The following is a 15483-nucleotide window of genomic DNA, read 5'->3' on the forward strand; positions in this document are numbered from 1 at the left end:
GGGTACCCGATCAGGTCGGTCCTGCGCAAGAGCGAGAGGATCGCACGGGCGCGCACTGGACGCGGCGGTCGTCAGCGAAAAGTCGAGCTGAGATACCTGGTCAGATCCACCGGCGCGGCCCCGTGCCCCACGTAGCCGAGATACCCGTCGGGACGCACGACGTAGACGGCTCCGTCGGTAGCGCCGTAGCCCCTCGCGAAGGCGCCGTCACGGTCGCGGACAACCGGCAACAGCGTCTCGTCGACCTGGGCGCCGGGCGCGGCGATGAGGTACACATCCAGCTGCCGGTGCGCCCTGCGGCGTGCCGCCCCGGCAAGCTCCTCCATGCTCCCGATCTCGGTCCGGGTGCTGTCGCCGGCATAGAGAAGGAGCGTGTGGTCGGTCCGCCCGAGCAAGGAGAACAGGCGGATCGGAAAGGTGACCGCGCCGCGGGTCAAGCCAGTGGCATCAGGGGCGCGAACTCCTGCTCGCGGGCCCTGCGAACCGTCGGCCGCACGCACGACGATCGGGCTGTCGCCGTAGTCGATCAGCAGTTGCGCCTCACGCCGGATGACGAGATCCGGATCCGATTCCCCGGCCCCGATGCCCTCCCTGGCGCTGCGCACGGTTCTACCGACCACCTCTTCGCCGACCGGCCTGCGTTCGGCGTCGTAACTGGCGGGCAGCTGCGGCGCACTGTCGCCGCTGACCGCCAGCGCGAGCTTCCACGCGAGGTTGTGTGCGTCCTGGATACCGGTGTTCATCCCTTGCGCCCCCGTGGGCGGATGAATGTGCGAGGCGTCGCCTGCGACGAAAACTCTTCCGCGCGCATACGAGTCGACTATCCGGTGACTGATGCGGAAGACCGACGACCATCGCAGGCGCGACGCGGTGACCGGCTCCGGGGCGAGGCGATCGAGAACCGCTTGGATATGTCGCAGCTGCGGGGCGGGCCCACTTCCGAAACGTTGCCCGAGCCCATCCCGGTCGGTCGTCGCCGCGATGGCGAGTTCGTCGGGTACCAGCATCGACACGCGATACCGGCCGCGTCCCGGCAGCGGTATGCACACCAGCAGGTCGTCGGTGACGCCCTCGGTCCGATGCGTCGACCGGATGCCGTAGCCGTGCGGCAGCGACCAGTCGAGTTCGACATCGCCGAGCATGTACTGCTCGGCGAACGCCGCGCCCTCGAACGACAGGCCCAATGTCTTGCGAACGATGCTGTGTGCGCCGTCGCACCCGATGAGGAATTGCGTGTCGACGGTGCGCTCGCCGTCCGCCGTGGCGAGTACGACACGCACGCCACTGTCGTCCTGTTGGAAGGTCGTGAGCTCGGTGGCGCGTTCGATCCGGACGCCCGTTTCCGCCAAGCGCTCCCGCAGAATTCGCTCGGTCACGTATTGCGGTAACCCGATGAACGCGTAGGGCACGTCGGCGGGCACCGTGAGTTCTGTCCTGGCCACCTCGTCGCCGTTCACGTACACCCTCTGGCCGTGCAACTGGATCGAAGCGTCGAGTATCCGGCGCAACACGCCCAGACCTTCGAAAACTTCCAACGTTCGCGGCTGGATTCCCACCGCCTTCGCGTATCGGGGCGGTTCGGGCAGCGCGTCCACTATTCGGCAGGCGACACCGCGCCGGGCCAACTCGATCGCGGCGGTCAGCCCGACCGGACCCGCGCCGACTATGAGTACCTCCGTGCCGACCATGCGATACCGCCTCGGACCACGTACTCATCCAATGATTCGGGCGAGTCTACTCCGCCGCGTCCGACGGTCAGGCCGCGTCGTCGGGATCGGCAGGCCGCTTCGGCGCGACCACCTGGATGCGCCACGACAGGCGGAAGAGATTGCCCGATCTGTTCCGGATCCACTGGGTGAGGGCGGCGACGGCCGAACCGAGCGAGGTCACGCCGGCCAGCAGCGCCCAAGGCGTGAGACCCGCGGACGTGTAGGCGACTTGCCCGACACCCGGCACGACGAGTCTGCCGTTGCCGAACGCCCAGTTCATCAACGATCCGATGTGTCCACCCAGGTCCGAACGGCGTCCGACCATCGCCTTCAGCTCACCGCCCTTGCTGTTGACATACAGCACGGTGAACACCACCAACAGCGCGGCTGCCAACGTGGACAGCGTCGCCAGCCGACTGAGCGCATCGATGCGGAGGCGCAGATTGATCACGACCACCAAGATCGTGATCGTGATAGCCGCACAGGCCAGTAGTGCCCAGAAACCCGTGATCTTCGCGGCGGGCGGGGCCGACTGCGACCAGACGTTCAAGAACCGCGTGGTGATCTGCATCCGGCCGAACGCGTTGGTGCTGACCCTGCCGTCAGCGCCCGCGGCGGTCATCCACGGCTGGAACAGCAATATGAGCGTGGCGAGGCTGCCGACCGCGGCCCATACGTAGCCCCAATAGCCGCGCAGCGCGGCCTGAATCGACCGCAAGTTGGCCGGCACGACGCTGCTCTTCGCCCCGTTCGTCTGAGTGGACCGGCTGTCTCCAGTCTCGTTCGACTGCCAGGGCGTTGGCTGCACCATTGCCTCAGTTTAAAGTCGCGCTGGTGCCCGAATTCCGGCGAGAACTCACCTCCAGTGGGAAGCGTAGAGGCACCACACCCGCGCGAGACTCGGGCGAGGCACCGCGCCTATCGAAGAGCCGAGGCATCCGGGAGGCGACTCGCCGCGTAACGATCACCGTTACAGACCGCCGCCGACTTGTCCGTCTGAGCGGGCCCGGCGGCGCCGTCGTAGGGGACCGTCGCCGGTTCCTATGTGGCACGCCGCTGTCCTGCGCAAAATCCGGTCTCGATTGTGCGAAGATCATCGAGCGGCTCATGAACTGCGCAATACGGACACTGCCCGGGTCTTAGGAATTCTTCCGGTATGTTTTCCGGCTGAATTCGATGCCGCTGCCCCGAAAAAAGCACCAGTGGTGACCTTGCCGTTATGCGACACCGGGGAACTTAACGTTTCTTTGCCTGGCGCTCACCGCCTTGTGGGTGAACGATGAAATTCGTGAGTCAAAGTTAAATTCCACTCGAGTCAAAGGATTCGCAATGTCCACCAAATTCACCAAAATTTTCGCAGCGAGCGCGATGGCCCTGTCCTTCGGCTTCCTCGCGGCTCCCGCCGCTTCCGCCGAAGCGACGCCGTCGGATGCGGCGACGCCGGTAACCGGCTCGTTCGGCTCGGCCGTGCTGTGCTTCCCCCTCGGAAGTGTCATCTGGTGCATCTGACACCTGCTGTGCGGCCGCACCGCGTTGACGCCGGCCGCACGTGTCCTTCGAATTCCCCCTCCGAGTGCCGGCGGCCCGCGGTGTGCCGGGCATGCCGCCGAGTCGCGCTCGGGTCGACGTAGGGAAGCAGAGCCGAGCAGTTGCCGCCGCAACGTGGATCGACCGATGCGGCGGGAGCTGTGACGCGAACTCGTCGTGTCACACCGGACGTGGCCGCTTCGTCTACTCACCGGACCAGTGAGATAGAGGAGGTCGCGATGCGAATCGCAGTGATCGGCGCAAGCGGGCGGATCGGCCGGGACGTGATCGACGTGCTGAAGAACCAAGGCCACGATGTCGTGGCCATCAGCCGGTCGGCAGGCGTGGACGTCTACACCGGAGACGGTTTGGCCCAGGCGCTGGCCGGCGTACATGTCGTGGTGGACGCGGTCAACGCGACGACCACCGAAACCGAGGTGGTGACCGACTTCTTCCGCACCGTTGCGCGGAATGTGCAGCACTCGGCGGCTACCGCCGGAGTCCGTCGGATCGTTGTGGTCTCCATAATCGGCATAGATCGTTTCACCGCCGGGCACTACGCGGGGAAACTGGCCCAGGAGAACGCCTACCGCGAAGGCCCGGTACCCGTGCGAATCCTGCGCGCGGCTCAGTTCCACGAATTCACCGAAATGATGCTCGACTGGACCACGCGCGGTGACACCGCATACGTGCCGAAGTACCGGGCTCAGCTCGTCGCCGCCCGCACGGTCGCCGAACGGCTGGCCGAACTGGCCGTTTCCGAGGACGCGCCCGAGGCGGTCGACATCGCGGGGCCGGAAGAATTCGAGCTCGCCACGGCCGTCGCCGAAGTGGCTGCGCGACGGGGGGAACCGGCTCGTGTGCAAGAGATCGTCGACACCGCCGACCCGGATCACCAATTGCAAGCCGGTGGCGCTCTCCTGGCTGGGCCCGATGCGATCATCGCCGGTCCGACGTTCGCGCAGTGGCTGGACCAGAAGTACCCGAAACAGCCCTGACCACCTTATTCGAGCGGCCGTCGCCCCGAATCGGATCTGACGGCGGCCGCTTCGAACCATGCCCGGCCCAGGATCCCGCCACAGCGGCGAAGACAACTCTTGACTTCAGGTCGACCTCAACTCGCAAGCTGAGCGCACCACGAGGAGAGGAAGTCATGACCGCCTTCGGAGAAAAGCAGAGCCTTGGCTACGACAAGCGGGCCACACGCCTGCTCGGGGGTTTGTACCGCCGGATCGCCGCCGACATCGACGGGGCAGCGCGACCGGGCGCGTGGGTGCTCGACGTCGGGACCGGGCCGGGAAAGTTACTGGCCCACGTGCGCGATCGCCGACCGGATCTGCGGCTTCACGGCGTGGACCTGTCACCGCACATGATCGATCTCGCCGAGGCGACACTGGCGGCAAGCGCGGCCGAGCTGCAGGTCGGCGACGTAGGCGCGCTCCCCTACCCCGACGACAGTTTCGATCTGATCGTCTCGAGCCTGAGCATGCACGAGTGGCCGGAGCCCGACCGCGCGATCGCGGAGCTGGCGCGCGTGCTGCGTCCCGGCGGCGTCGTGGCGATCTACGACTTCCGCTTCGTGCGCGCGGCCGCGGCGCTCGACGCATTGCGCCGATCGTTCGAGGCGGCGACGGTGCGGCGGGAGCCGGTGCGTCCCCGGCGTCATCCGATCGGGCTGTACGCGCGGCTCATCGCCCGCGCCCCCGCCTAGAGTGCGAGCATGACGGGCGGCGACATCTCGATCGGTGAGCTCGCGGCGCGCTTCGGTCTGGCCGCTCACGTGCTGCGGCACTGGGAGGATGTCGGACTGCTCGCGCCGCGCCGGGACAGCGCGGGCCGACGGCGTTATCGCGACGACGACGCGGAGACGGTGGCGATGATCCTGCTCGGCAAGCAGGTCGGTTTGTCGCTCGAGGATCTCGCCGTCCTGTTCGCCGAGGCATCCGACCGGGCCGCTCGCCGCGATCTGCTGCGCGCGCACCGCGACCAGCTCGTTCGCCGGATCGCCCAGGCCACCGCGGCGCTGGACACCATCACCCACGCTCTCGACTGCGCGGCTGAGGATTTCCGCGATTGCCCGCACTTCCAGGCCAAGGTCGCCCACGCGCTCACCCTGGTCACGAACCGGTCGAGCCGGGGTCGGTAAATCGTTATGACGCAGGAAATTCCGCTTCGACGGCGGAGTTCGCCGCGATTCGGTCACCGGGCGAGGGGCCGGCGGCAAGAGGGAGATACTTCGTCTGTTCTCCCGGACTAGGATCGAGTCCTACCAGAGTGACACCGCAGACCGTGACACCGAGACTCGATAGAGGTGCCTTATGCGCAGGACGATTCGAGTACCCGCTGCGGAACTCGCCGATCACATCGGCGAATCCGTCGTCGGTTACGGCACGCTCACGCAAGCGGGAGTGGTCCAGCCGGGCGGCGACCTCGTCGTCGCGGTCTTCGGCGTGGAGACCGACCGGCGCGAGAAATCGTTCACACCAGCTCAATTGGTCGAACTGGAGGTCAGCGACTAGCCCGGACGAAGCACGGCCACGTCCGGCTCCACCACGCCCGCCGTGCGGCTCAACCGATCAGCGCGTTCATGATCGTGCCCGCACTGGTGGCGATGACACCGCCGAGCATGCCGCCCGCGACCATCTTCGCCGAGGCGAGTGGCCCACCGTTCCACTTCTCCCACGCGAATTTCCCTCCCGCGTAGGTGATGCCGGCTACGCCGGAGAGAATCACGAACCAGGTGAAATATCGGAACAGCTGGAGTATTTTGTCCGCGTTCGGGGGAGCTTCGGGGACGGGGTCCTCCACCTGAGCCAGGAGAAATGCTTCGACTGCCGTATGGATCGTCATTGATCTGTCTCCGTCGCGTTTCCGCAGGACAAGTTATACGCAATCGCTATGACGTTCGAAGTATCGCGATCTCGGCGGCTCGCGTCAACCCTCCTGCGCGGCCGAGGACATGCGCTGCACGAATCGTTCCGCCGCGAATGCGGTGTCAGATCGCCACGGACGGGTAGTGCGTGGGTGTGAGCTACGACGGCGACGGCACGGCGACGGGCGGTCTCGACCCGGTGGCCGCGCGGGCGGTGATCGAGCAGGCCAAGGGCGCGGTGATGCTGGTCTATGGACTCGATGCCGACGAAGCATTCACCATGCTGCGGGTGCGATCCCAGGAAACCAACACCAAGCTGCGAGTTCTGGCCGCCAAGGTGGCCGCCGAACTCCCGTCGATCGGTGTGCCCGCCGTCACCGGCGAACTGCGCAGCCGCGTCAACCGGCTGTTGGCGACGGCGCACGAGCGACCCCTGTGACACTTCGGCGAGCGGCCGGCGACACCAGCCGCTCCCTCCGCTTGGCCACCGCGGCGACCAGTCCGAATCCCGGCGGCGGACACCTGGTTGTCCGGCCGTTGTCCGCCCGGCGACCGAGCGCTACCGCTTGCGGGCCACGGCGAACACTCGCCGGAACGGCAGCCAGGTGGCGCCGTCGGGCCGCCGAGGATAGGCGCTGCGCAGCAGGGGGGCCAGTTGCGCGGTGAACTCCCGCCACTGCGCGTCGTCGAGCGCATCGCGCACGGGTCGCAGCGCGGTGCCGGTGACCCACTCGAGCACCGGGTCGTCCCCGGTCAAGCGCTGGAGGTAGGTCGTCTCCCAGGCGTCGACGGCTCCACCCGCCACGGCGAGCACGTCGGCGTAGCCCGCGGGATCGAGCACCGCACCCGGATCGAGGATGCCCGCTCGTTCGAGGCTGTCGCGCCATTCCTCGCGTGCGGCCACTTGACGGATCGCGCGGTGGGAGGCCGCGTCGAAGTTCCCGGGCACCTGCACGGCCAGGAACGCGCCCGCGGGGAGCTGCCGCATCCACTCGGCGAGCAGGCCGGAGTGGCCGGGCACCCAGTGGAGGACGGCGTTGCAGACGACGACATCGGTCTGCGCGCTCGGCCGCCATTCCTGCACCGCCCCGAGCGTCGCATCGATGCCGCGCTCCCGCGCGGCCGCGACCATCTCCGGGGAGGAGTCGAGTGCGCGCACGATCGCGCCGGGCCAGCGCCGCGCGAGGACCGCGGTGAGATGCCCGGGGCCGCAACCCAAGTCGACCACCACCCGGGGCTCGGCCGTCGTGACCCTGGCCACGAGGTCGAAGAATGGGCGGGACCGGTGGTCGCCGAACGCGAGGTACTGCTGAGGATCCCACATATGCCCTCCGAGAACCGGCAACAAACCGTACGTACGTACTGTACGCCTGCCCCCGTGCCCAGAAGAAGATTCGAGAGAACGACAGGCGGCGCGGAAAGGGCGCAGGCGAGCACATGTCGTCCTCGGCCAGAAGAATCCACGCTGTGACAGTCGTGACTCGAACCGACCTCGCTCGGCTCGATGACCTGCAAACACGCCGGACGCGAAAACCGACTGTCTATCACGGTTTCGTAACGGCCCGCGCTGGGTATCACATAGCTATGACGGATTACCGACCAACCCGCATCGCCGGTGTGGAACCGGGAACCGGCGCGCTCGCTTTAGCCACGTGCCTTGCGTTTTCGACCGGCATCGCCACGATCACGCAATCGGCGTTCACCACCCTGGTGGCGTGTGTGAGCATCGTGGCGGGCCTCACACTGGTACTGAACATTCTGCCGCATCGGGCATAACCTGCAGGGACCTTGCCTCGCACGCCGAATCCTGGTGGCATCTACCCCGGGGATCGACGCTCATCGGAGGCAGGCATGCTGTCGTTGCAGGAGATTTCGGATCGACTCGAGATCGAAGACCTGATGGTGCGGTATTCGCACGCGGTCGACACTCGGCAGTGGGACCTGCTGGACGAGGTTTTCACACCCGACGCACACATCGACTACTCGGCCATGGGTGGCTCGGTGGGCGATCTCGCCGCGACGAAGCAGTTCCTCGCGGCCATCCTGCCGAACTTCCCGGCGTTCCAACATCTGATCAGCAACTCGTCCATCACGATCGACGGTGACACGGCTACGGGGCGGACGATGTGCCACAACCCGATGGTGGTGTCCGGCGGCGACGGACCGCCCACGATGATGCTGTGCGGACTGTGGTACCTGGACACGTTCGTCCGTGTAGACGGTCAGTGGCGTATCAAAACGCGGGTCGAGGAGAAGAGCTTCCTTTTCACCGCACCGTCCGCACCCGGTATGGGGTGAAGGGGCGGCATGTCACCGCCACGCGGCCGTGCTTCAGCGCGCGGTCAGCGCTGAGGTCGCTGGGTCCGGGGTGCGGGCGGACTGCTCGTGCGCTTGATCGGCTTGCCGCGGGGCCGACCTCCTGCTGGTGATCAGGAACAGCACGACCAGCACCACGCTGAACCAGACGTAGGTGTTGCCGATGAAGTGCTGCCAAGGCGTCCACGCGGACTCGCGGTGCTCACCGTCGGGCAACCAGTTGTGCGGGCCGATGACGAACACCGCCGCCGTCGCCGCGAACGTCATCCACCAACCGATTGCCCGCCTGCCGGGCAGACGGGTCGCGTGGCCCACGACGGCGAACAAGGCGGGCGCGATCCACACCCAGTGATGCGACCAGGAGATGGGCGACACCAGCAGGGTGAAGACGGCGTTGATGGCCAGTGCCAGCGCGGGCAGGTCGGCAGCCCTGCGCATCGCGGTGACGACAAGCGCGAGCAGGAGAGCGCCGAGAACCAGCCAGATCACGGTGAACGCGGGCTCGGGCACCTCGAACCGGGCGAACATCGCCTGAATCGACTGGTTGGTATGGAACGCGGAGCCGCTCAGCCCGGAGACGTTGCCGAGTCCGCCGAACCAATACTTGACGGACTCCTTCGGCAGGATCGCGAAACCCGCTGCCGTCGCGGCCGCGCCGGTGACCGCCGCGGTCGCGGCCGCGCGGTAGTCCCGGCGGACCAGGAAGTAGAGCACGAAAGCCGCGGGTGTCAGCTTGATGGCGGCGGCTATGCCGATCAGCATGCCCCGGGGCCACCGCGGTTTGTGGGTGAGGCAATCGGCGGCGACCAGGGCCATCAGCAGCAGGTTGACTTGACCGAAATCCAACGTGGAGTGGATCGGCTCCAGCAGCAGGCCCAACGGAGTCGCGCACGCGGTGGCCCAGACCGCCAGTCGCCGCTGCGACTCCTCGGGCCATACCCGCCTGGCGACCAGATAGAGAGTGAGGCCGAGCGCCGCTACCGAGGAAACGAAGAAACTCAGTGCCGCCACGTCCCAGGGCAGCATCGCGAAGGGACCCAGCGCGAGCGCGGCGAACGGCGGGTAGATGAACGGCAGGCCCGCACCGATGGTGGTCTGCGGCAGTTGACCGTACATGTCGGCGCCGTGCCGCATAGCGTCCACACCCAGTCGATACACCTGCAGGTCGATGAACCCGCCGGTGATCTTCTCGAACGGCCAGACCGGTTTCAGGAGGCAGAACGCGGAGAAGGCGACCGAGAGAACCGGTGCCAGCCGCAATACACGCCCGAGTCGACGGTTCTGGGACATCGGCGTTTCGGCGGTGGCGGTGACACTACTCATCCGCGGCGACTATACCGACCCATGTCCGCTCGTTCACCACGTGGTTGAGAGTTTCGCGCCTGTCGCGTGAGGACGCCGCAAACGGGTAAGCCGCCACCAGCACGAGTGCCGAAGGAGGTCGGCGAATGGCGGTCGCAGCCCCAGGCGAGGCGGGAGGCTCGGTCCGATGAAGGCGCCCGGCGCCGCGAGGTTCGTACCCGAGGACGCGGATCTGGCGCGGTTGCGGCAGGCCGCCTGTGACTGTCACGGGTGCGATCTCTACCGCAGCGCCACGCAGACGGTGTTCGGCGCCGGACCCGAGAACGCGGACGTGGTGCTGATCGGTGAACAGCCCGGCGATCAGGAGGACGTCGTGGGTCAGCCGTTCGTCGGTCCCGCCGGACGCTTGCTCGACCGGGCGCTGGCGGAGGTCGGCATCGACCGCGACGCGGCCTACCTGACGAACGCGGTGAAGCACTTCAAGTTCGTCGAGCGCGGCAAGCGGCGAATCCACAAACAACCCGGACGTACCGAAGTGGTCGCCTGCTCGGCATGGCTGGACGCCGAGCTCGGCCTGCTGCGTCCGCGTTTGGTGGTGTGTCTGGGCGCGATCGCCGCCCAGGCGGTGCTGGGCCCTTCGTTCAAGGTCAGCGAACGCCGCGGCGAGGTCGTCGAGGCGGAGAAGTTCCGCGTGATCGCCACTGTGCATCCGTCCTCGGTGCTGCGCGCGCCCGATCGCACCGCGGCCTACGAAGCCTTCGTCGCCGATCTGCGCATAGTGCGGGAACAACTGGGAAAGTCCACGGCCACGCGCTGACTCTCGCGCGGCCCATGATAGGAGTGAGCGGATGAGCGCTGACGAGATCGATCCGGAACTGCTCGAGCTGGCCACCAAGGTGTTCGACTTCGCACGGGCCGGAGACGCCGCGAGCTTGGCCACCTATGTGGACGCGGGCGTACCGGTCAACCTCACCAACGACGCCGGAGACACGCTGCTCATGCTCGCCGCCTACCACGGGCACGCCGATGCGGTCACAGCACTACTCGAGCGCTCGGCCGATCCGAACCGCGCCAACGACAAAGGCCAAACCCCGCTGGCGGGGGCGGTTTTCAAGGGCGAGACCGAGATCGTGAAACAGCTCGCCGCGGCGGGCGCCGACCCGGACGCGGGCACCCCGTCGGCCCGCGCGGCCGCCGTCATGTTCGGCAAGACCGAGCTGCTGGAGTTCTTCGGCGCCTGAGGCCCCTACCCGCGTTCGCGGACGGCGGTGACGGCCTTGCGCGAGGCCACCAGCACCGGATCCCACACGGGAGAGAACGGTGGCGCGTACCCGAGGTCGAGCATCATCATCTGCTCGACGGTCATCCGGGCGGTCAGCGCGACGGCCGCGATGTCGACGCGTTTGCCCGCGCCCTCGCGTCCCACGATCTGGACACCGAGTAGCCGGCCGGTGAAACGCTCGGCGAGCATCTTCACCGTCATCGGCTCCGCGTCAGGGTAGTAACCCGCGCGATTGGTGGATTCGACGGTGACGGTCACATATTGCAAGCCCGCTGACCGAGCGTCTTTCTCGCGCAGACCCGTTCGGGCCACCTCCAGCTCGCACACCTTGCTCACCGCCGTGCCGACAACTCCCGGGAACACCGCGTATCCCCCGCCGATGTTCGCCCCGATGATCTGACCGTGCTTGTTGGCGTGGGTGCCCAGCGGGATGTGGCGTTCGCGGCCCGAGACCAGATCCAGCACCTCGACGCAATCGCCGCCCGCCCAGATGTTCTCGTGCCCGCGCACCCGCATGGCGAGATCGGTCCGCAGCCCGCCGTGCTGCCCCAGCGGCAGACCGGCGGCACGCGCCAGCTCCGTCTCCGGGCGCACGCCGATGCCGAGCACCACGACGTCCGCCGGGTATTCCGCGGTGTCGGTGACGACCGCGGCGATCCGGCCGTCGTCGCCGGTCCGCAGCTCGGACACCTCCGCGTCGCCGACCACCTCGATGCCCATCCCGCGCATGGCGTCGCGGACCAGGGCGCCCATGTCCGGGTCGAGCGTGGACATCGGCTCGGGACCGCGGTTGACCATCGTGACGTCGTAGCCGCGGCGGATCAGCGCTTCCGCCATCTCCACGCCGATGTAGCCCGCCCCGACCACGACGGCGCGCTTGCCACGCGCCCGCTCCAGCGTCTCGAGCAGCGCCTGCCCGTCGTCGAGGGTCTGCACGCCGTGCACACCGTAAGCGTCGATGCCCGGCAGCGGTGGGCGGATCGGGCGAGCTCCGGTGGCGATCACCAAGTGGTCGTAGGGCATCCATGCCTGGTCGCCGGTTTCTCGGTCGCGATAGCGCACTCTGGTCGCGTCGAGGTCGATCTCGGTGACCGGGGTGTGCAGCCGCAGGTCGATATCGCGGGCGCGGTGTTCCGCGGGTGTGCGGGCGACCAGAGCGTCGCGCTCGGCGACTCGGCCGCCGACCCAGTACGGAATGCCGCAGGCCGAGTAGGAGGTGAACCCGCCGCGTTCGAAAACGACGATCTCCAGCGCGCTCACGTCCCGCATCCGCCGCGCCTGCGAGGCGGCCGACATCCCCGTCGCGTCGCCACCGATGACCACCAGTCGCTCGCTCATGGTCATCACGCTACGTTCGGCCCACGCTGGGCGGGTGCCGGGGCCGCCGTTTCGCGACTTTGCCGGTTGCCCTGCGGCCGACCGATCGGTACTCCACACTGTTCTTCTGACAAACGCGGTATGAGGGCAGCGTTTTCACCCGGGAGCACCACATGACCGAAACCCGATCCCCTTCCGACGACGAACGCCGGCTCGCCGAACTGGGTTACAAACAAGAACTGGCCAGATCCTGGTCGGGTTTCTCCAATTTCGCCATCAGTTTCACGATCGTGTCCATCCTCACCGGTGGACTGGCCAGCTACGGCATCGGTTTGGCCAACGGCGGCCCGATCACCATGGCCTGGGGTTGGCCATTGGTCTCGATCATGGTGCTGTTCGTGGGGCTCGCCATGGCGGAATTGGCCTCCGCGTACCCCACCTCGGGCGGGCTGTACTGGTGGGCGTCCGAGCTGGGCGGACCGGTGTGGGGCTGGTTCACCGGATGGTTCAACCTGATCGGACAGATCGCGGTCACCGCGGCGATCGACTACGGCGCGGCCATCTTCACCACAGTCGTGCTGAACGTCGTCGGCATCGACATCGGCACCGACCGCACCGCGATCTTTCTCGTCTTCGCCGCCATTCTGGTCTTGCACGCGGTATCGAACGTGCTCGGCCCGCATCTGTCGGCGGTGATCAACAACGTGTCCGCGTGGTGGCACGTCGTGGGTGTGGCGATCTTCGTCGTCGTACTCGGGTTCGGCGCGCAACACCATCAGAGCGCCGGATGGGTCTTCACCGAAACAGTCGACAACAGCGCGATCGGATTCGGCGGCGTCGCGTTCAGCTTCCTGCTCGGCCTGCTGCACGCGCAGTACACGTTCACCGGTTACGACGCTTCGGCGCACATGTCGGAGGAGACACACGACGCGTCCCGGATGGCGGCCAAAGGGATCATCAACACGATCATCGTGTCGGCGATCGCCGGTTATCTGCTCATCATGGCGGTGACGTTCGCCATTCCGGATCTCGACGACGCGCTGGATCCGGAGCAGAACAGCGGGTACCCCGTGATCTACATCCTGGAGAACTCCCTGAGCGGGTTCTGGTCGGGTCTGCTGCTGATCATCGCGGCGGTCGCGCAATTGTTCTGTGGGTACGCCTCCGTGACCTCGGCTTCCCGGATGCTGTTCGCGTTCGCGCGCGACGGCGCGGTGCCGGGTTCGAAATTCTGGTCGAGGCTTTCCGCGCGGAAGGTACCGGTGCACGCGGTGCTGTTCATCTCGTTCTTCGCCTTCGTTCTGCTGATTCCGTCGATGCTGGTACCCGCCGCGAACGCGCCGACCGCCTACGCCGCGGCCACGTCGGTCGCGACCATCGGGCTCTACATCGCCTATGGCATTCCGATCCTGTTGCGGCAACGCCACGGCGCTCGATTCCGCACCGGTCCATGGCAACTGGGGAAGTGGTACCGCCCCATCGGTGTGGTCGCGCTGATCTGGATCACGCTGATCAGCATCCTGTTCATCCTGCCCACCGACGCCCGCGGATATCCGTGGCACGGCGACTTCACCTGGAATACCGTGAATTACGCGCCGATCACCCTGGTCGTCGTGGTGGGCGCGATCGGCATCTGGTGGCTGGTGTCGGCCCGGACCTGGTTCACCGGGCCGAAGCGGACCGTGGACGAGCCGCCCGCGGGCCAACCGGAGCAGGCGCCTGCCAACGCCTGAGGCCCAACCAGCCGGGGCGGGTTCCCGGTTCTGGCGTGTCGAGTTTGTCGGCGTCGGTCGCTAGGGTGTGTCGGCATGGAAAGGACCGACCTGGTGCGTATTTCGCCCGCCGGGAGAATTGTGTTCCCGGGAAATCCGTGGCCGGAAGGGCACGCGATCGAAGAGTTCGCGTGGACCGGCCGCATGGACCAGGCCGGCGGCCTGTGGTTCGATCTGCATCTGCGGTCCGCGGCATACAACGCCGAACGCGATCCCGATGACGACGAGGAGGACGGCGAGAGCTGGCTGTCGCCGATCGTCTGGCAGAACTACCGCAGCTGCACGCTGTCGTCCACGTACTGGGGCGAGGACGACGCCACCGGGCTGCGCGCCGCGGCGCCCGGCCGTCCTTTCCTGCTGAGATCTCCGCAGCCGCAGCGCCTCACGGTCGATCCGCTCCCCTTGGCGCATGCCGACGACGTCGAATGCCTGGCGTTCAACATCTATCTTCTCGGCCATGATTCGGTCGCCGACCAGGAAGTGTTCTTCACCCGGCGCGCCGACGGCAGGCACGACATCGACTGGCAGGGCCGCATCGCGCTGACCTACGCGGGTCAGGTCGAATTCCGGTACCGATTCCGGGCCCGGATATCCGGCGCCACACTCGAATACATTCGCTTTCCCGCGGAGATCTCGGCGGATCAAGCGCTGTGCCGGTTAGGCGCCGTGCTCGACGCTCCCGAGGAGTTCGAGCTGGGCCTGGTCGACGGGCAACCCGCGTGGGTTTCGAGGATCTCGGCCTGACCCGTCCGCGCGGATTTTATCGGCCGGTGGAATGACCGGGCAGAACGCAGACCGCGTCCAGGCCGAGGACGTGGTTGAGCCGGCCGAAAGCGAGCCATGAGCCGATGCTCATGCTCAGCTCGACCACTTCCGCCTGGCTGTAGCGGGCGAGCATCCGGCTCCAGAACTCTTCGTCGAGATTGTGGTGGTCGGTGGCGTAGCGTTCGGCGTATTCGGCGGCGAGCCGGGTGCGCTCGTCGAAGGCGTCGGTGGTCCGCCACTGCGTGACGGCCTCGGCGAATTCGGGCTCGACCTTCGTCCCGTCCCGCTCGGTGCGCCAGTCCATGCAGAACAGGCAACCGTTGATCTGGGCGATGCGCAGCCTGGCCGCCTCGAATTCCCGGAGGCCGAGGGTGCTGTGCGAGTACACCGACAGTGAGAAGTTCGAAGCGGCGACGCCGATCCCGGGAACCATCTCACCCCACACATAGCCGATCGGATCCTTCCCCTCGGGAACGTCGATGATCATGGCTGCTTCCCTAAGTTTGTGGGTGTCTGGGGTTGGTGCCCTGGATGCCCAGGGCGGTGGGGTGTAGCTGATGGTTGGTTGCTGTTGTTGTGGCTGCGAAGGAATGGCTGCCCCACCGTGCTGGACGCTCCGGC

At 67.0% G+C, this 15483-nt stretch carries 19 protein-coding genes; 12 read left to right on the plus strand and 7 right to left on the minus strand.

Features of this window, described 5'->3' with window-relative positions:
• Positions 1-71 precede the first annotated feature (71 nt).
• Together GVY39_RS17790 and GVY39_RS17795 are read right to left on the minus strand one after the other, a co-directional pair.
• Entirely contained in the window at positions 72-1688 is a 1617-nt protein-coding gene (locus tag GVY39_RS17790; RefSeq protein ID WP_159925836.1) for an FAD-dependent monooxygenase, read from the minus strand.
• A 67-nt stretch (positions 1689-1755) separates the two neighbouring features.
• The gene (locus GVY39_RS17795) at positions 1756-2439 is read right to left on the minus strand and encodes a hypothetical protein (RefSeq protein ID WP_159925838.1); all 684 of its coding nucleotides are present in this window, start codon (positions 2437-2439) and stop codon (positions 1756-1758) included.
• Positions 2440-3038: 599 nt separating this feature from the next.
• Between GVY39_RS17795 and GVY39_RS17800 the strand changes: the two genes are divergently transcribed.
• The 5 genes from GVY39_RS17800 (at position 3039) to GVY39_RS17820 (ending at position 5755) form a co-directional block, all read left to right on the plus strand.
• Positions 3039-3218, plus strand: coding sequence for a hypothetical protein (locus GVY39_RS17800; RefSeq protein WP_159925840.1), 180 nt, complete (start codon positions 3039-3041; stop codon positions 3216-3218).
• A 257-nt stretch (positions 3219-3475) separates the two neighbouring features.
• Positions 3476-4234 carry an SDR family oxidoreductase gene (locus GVY39_RS17805; RefSeq protein ID WP_236565509.1) on the plus strand — a complete coding sequence of 253 codons (759 nt, stop codon included), beginning with the start codon at positions 3476-3478 and terminating at the stop codon, positions 4232-4234.
• 155 nt (positions 4235-4389) lie between these two features.
• Positions 4390-4947 (plus strand): class I SAM-dependent methyltransferase, encoded by a 558-nt coding sequence (locus GVY39_RS17810; protein WP_159925842.1) that lies wholly within the window; start codon positions 4390-4392, stop codon positions 4945-4947.
• Positions 4948-4956: 9 nt separating this feature from the next.
• Positions 4957-5382 (plus strand): MerR family transcriptional regulator, encoded by a 426-nt coding sequence (locus tag GVY39_RS17815; RefSeq protein WP_159925844.1) that lies wholly within the window; start codon positions 4957-4959, stop codon positions 5380-5382.
• A gap of 172 nt (positions 5383-5554) precedes the next feature.
• On the plus strand, positions 5555-5755 hold the full coding sequence (locus GVY39_RS17820) for a hypothetical protein (RefSeq protein WP_159925846.1): 201 nt from the start codon (positions 5555-5557) through the stop codon (positions 5753-5755).
• 49 nt (positions 5756-5804) lie between these two features.
• Here GVY39_RS17820 and GVY39_RS17825 read toward each other — a convergent pair whose 3' ends face one another.
• Complete coding sequence (locus tag GVY39_RS17825) at positions 5805-6086, minus strand: hypothetical protein (RefSeq protein WP_159925848.1); 282 nt, start codon at positions 6084-6086, stop codon at positions 5805-5807.
• A 176-nt stretch (positions 6087-6262) separates the two neighbouring features.
• Between GVY39_RS17825 and GVY39_RS17830 the strand changes: the two genes are divergently transcribed.
• Entirely contained in the window at positions 6263-6547 is a 285-nt protein-coding gene (locus GVY39_RS17830; protein ID WP_236565510.1) for an ANTAR domain-containing protein, read from the plus strand.
• Between the two features lie 120 nt (positions 6548-6667).
• Here the strand turns inward: GVY39_RS17830 and GVY39_RS17835 are convergent, their stop codons facing one another.
• On the minus strand, positions 6668-7432 hold the full coding sequence (locus GVY39_RS17835; RefSeq protein ID WP_159925850.1) for a trans-aconitate 2-methyltransferase: 765 nt from the start codon (positions 7430-7432) through the stop codon (positions 6668-6670).
• Between the two features lie 260 nt (positions 7433-7692).
• Here GVY39_RS17835 and GVY39_RS17840 point away from each other — a divergent pair, with 260 nt between their 5' ends.
• Both GVY39_RS17840 and GVY39_RS17845 read left to right on the plus strand, forming a co-directional pair.
• Positions 7693-7884 carry a hypothetical protein gene (locus tag GVY39_RS17840; protein WP_236565511.1) on the plus strand — a complete coding sequence of 64 codons (192 nt, stop codon included), beginning with the start codon at positions 7693-7695 and terminating at the stop codon, positions 7882-7884.
• Positions 7885-7959: 75 nt separating this feature from the next.
• Positions 7960-8406 (plus strand): nuclear transport factor 2 family protein, encoded by a 447-nt coding sequence (locus tag GVY39_RS17845; RefSeq protein ID WP_159925852.1) that lies wholly within the window; start codon positions 7960-7962, stop codon positions 8404-8406.
• A 33-nt stretch (positions 8407-8439) separates the two neighbouring features.
• Here GVY39_RS17845 and GVY39_RS17850 read toward each other — a convergent pair whose 3' ends face one another.
• Positions 8440-9747 (minus strand): glycosyltransferase 87 family protein, encoded by a 1308-nt coding sequence (locus GVY39_RS17850; RefSeq protein ID WP_159925862.1) that lies wholly within the window; start codon positions 9745-9747, stop codon positions 8440-8442.
• A 166-nt stretch (positions 9748-9913) separates the two neighbouring features.
• Between GVY39_RS17850 and GVY39_RS17855 the strand changes: the two genes are divergently transcribed.
• Together GVY39_RS17855 and GVY39_RS17860 are read left to right on the plus strand one after the other, a co-directional pair.
• A complete protein-coding gene (locus GVY39_RS17855; protein ID WP_159925864.1) occupies positions 9914-10543 on the plus strand; it encodes a UdgX family uracil-DNA binding protein in 630 nt (209 codons plus the stop codon).
• Positions 10544-10574: 31 nt separating this feature from the next.
• Positions 10575-10967: an ankyrin repeat domain-containing protein gene (locus tag GVY39_RS17860; protein WP_159925866.1), complete on the plus strand. Its 393-nt coding sequence runs from the start codon at positions 10575-10577 to the stop codon at positions 10965-10967.
• Between the two features lie 5 nt (positions 10968-10972).
• Here GVY39_RS17860 and GVY39_RS17865 read toward each other — a convergent pair whose 3' ends face one another.
• Positions 10973-12346 (minus strand): FAD-dependent oxidoreductase, encoded by a 1374-nt coding sequence (locus tag GVY39_RS17865; RefSeq protein WP_159925868.1) that lies wholly within the window; start codon positions 12344-12346, stop codon positions 10973-10975.
• A gap of 152 nt (positions 12347-12498) precedes the next feature.
• On the opposite strand from GVY39_RS17865, the gene GVY39_RS17870 reads away from it, so the two are divergent.
• Both GVY39_RS17870 and GVY39_RS17875 read left to right on the plus strand, forming a co-directional pair.
• Positions 12499-14058, plus strand: a complete 1560-nt coding sequence (locus tag GVY39_RS17870) for an amino acid permease (protein ID WP_159925870.1) — start codon at positions 12499-12501, stop codon at positions 14056-14058.
• Positions 14059-14133: 75 nt separating this feature from the next.
• A complete protein-coding gene (locus tag GVY39_RS17875; RefSeq protein ID WP_159925872.1) occupies positions 14134-14841 on the plus strand; it encodes a hypothetical protein in 708 nt (235 codons plus the stop codon).
• Positions 14842-14857: 16 nt separating this feature from the next.
• On the opposite strand, the gene GVY39_RS17880 is transcribed toward GVY39_RS17875, so the two are convergent.
• Positions 14858-15349: a carboxymuconolactone decarboxylase family protein gene (locus GVY39_RS17880; RefSeq protein WP_159925874.1), complete on the minus strand. Its 492-nt coding sequence runs from the start codon at positions 15347-15349 to the stop codon at positions 14858-14860.
• Positions 15350-15483: the final 134 nt, after the last annotated feature.

Source organism: Nocardia sp. CY15, assembly GCF_009829295.1.
In the GTDB taxonomy this organism is placed as follows: domain Bacteria; phylum Actinomycetota; class Actinomycetes; order Mycobacteriales; family Mycobacteriaceae; genus Nocardia; species Nocardia sputi.

Coding starts and splice junctions, on each gene's coding strand:
- GVY39_RS17790 (WP_159925836.1), bottom strand. CDS start 1,688: ATGGTCGGCACGGAGGTACTCATAGTCGGCGCGGGTCCGGTCGGGCTG.
- GVY39_RS17800 (WP_159925840.1), top strand. CDS start 3,039: ATGTCCACCAAATTCACCAAAATTTTCGCAGCGAGCGCGATGGCCCTG.
- GVY39_RS17805 (WP_236565509.1), top strand. CDS start 3,476: ATGCGAATCGCAGTGATCGGCGCAAGCGGGCGGATCGGCCGGGACGTG.
- GVY39_RS17810 (WP_159925842.1), top strand. CDS start 4,390: ATGACCGCCTTCGGAGAAAAGCAGAGCCTTGGCTACGACAAGCGGGCC.
- GVY39_RS17815 (WP_159925844.1), top strand. CDS start 4,957: ATGACGGGCGGCGACATCTCGATCGGTGAGCTCGCGGCGCGCTTCGGT.
- GVY39_RS17820 (WP_159925846.1), top strand. CDS start 5,555: ATGCGCAGGACGATTCGAGTACCCGCTGCGGAACTCGCCGATCACATC.
- GVY39_RS17825 (WP_159925848.1), bottom strand. CDS start 6,086: ATGACGATCCATACGGCAGTCGAAGCATTTCTCCTGGCTCAGGTGGAG.
- GVY39_RS17835 (WP_159925850.1), bottom strand. CDS start 7,432: ATGTGGGATCCTCAGCAGTACCTCGCGTTCGGCGACCACCGGTCCCGC.
- GVY39_RS17840 (WP_236565511.1), top strand. CDS start 7,693: ATGACGGATTACCGACCAACCCGCATCGCCGGTGTGGAACCGGGAACC.
- GVY39_RS17845 (WP_159925852.1), top strand. CDS start 7,960: ATGCTGTCGTTGCAGGAGATTTCGGATCGACTCGAGATCGAAGACCTG.
- GVY39_RS17850 (WP_159925862.1), bottom strand. CDS start 9,747: ATGAGTAGTGTCACCGCCACCGCCGAAACGCCGATGTCCCAGAACCGT.
- GVY39_RS17855 (WP_159925864.1), top strand. CDS start 9,914: ATGAAGGCGCCCGGCGCCGCGAGGTTCGTACCCGAGGACGCGGATCTG.
- GVY39_RS17860 (WP_159925866.1), top strand. CDS start 10,575: ATGAGCGCTGACGAGATCGATCCGGAACTGCTCGAGCTGGCCACCAAG.
- GVY39_RS17865 (WP_159925868.1), bottom strand. CDS start 12,346: ATGAGCGAGCGACTGGTGGTCATCGGTGGCGACGCGACGGGGATGTCG.
- GVY39_RS17870 (WP_159925870.1), top strand. CDS start 12,499: ATGACCGAAACCCGATCCCCTTCCGACGACGAACGCCGGCTCGCCGAA.
- GVY39_RS17875 (WP_159925872.1), top strand. CDS start 14,134: ATGGAAAGGACCGACCTGGTGCGTATTTCGCCCGCCGGGAGAATTGTG.
- GVY39_RS17880 (WP_159925874.1), bottom strand. CDS start 15,349: ATGATCATCGACGTTCCCGAGGGGAAGGATCCGATCGGCTATGTGTGG.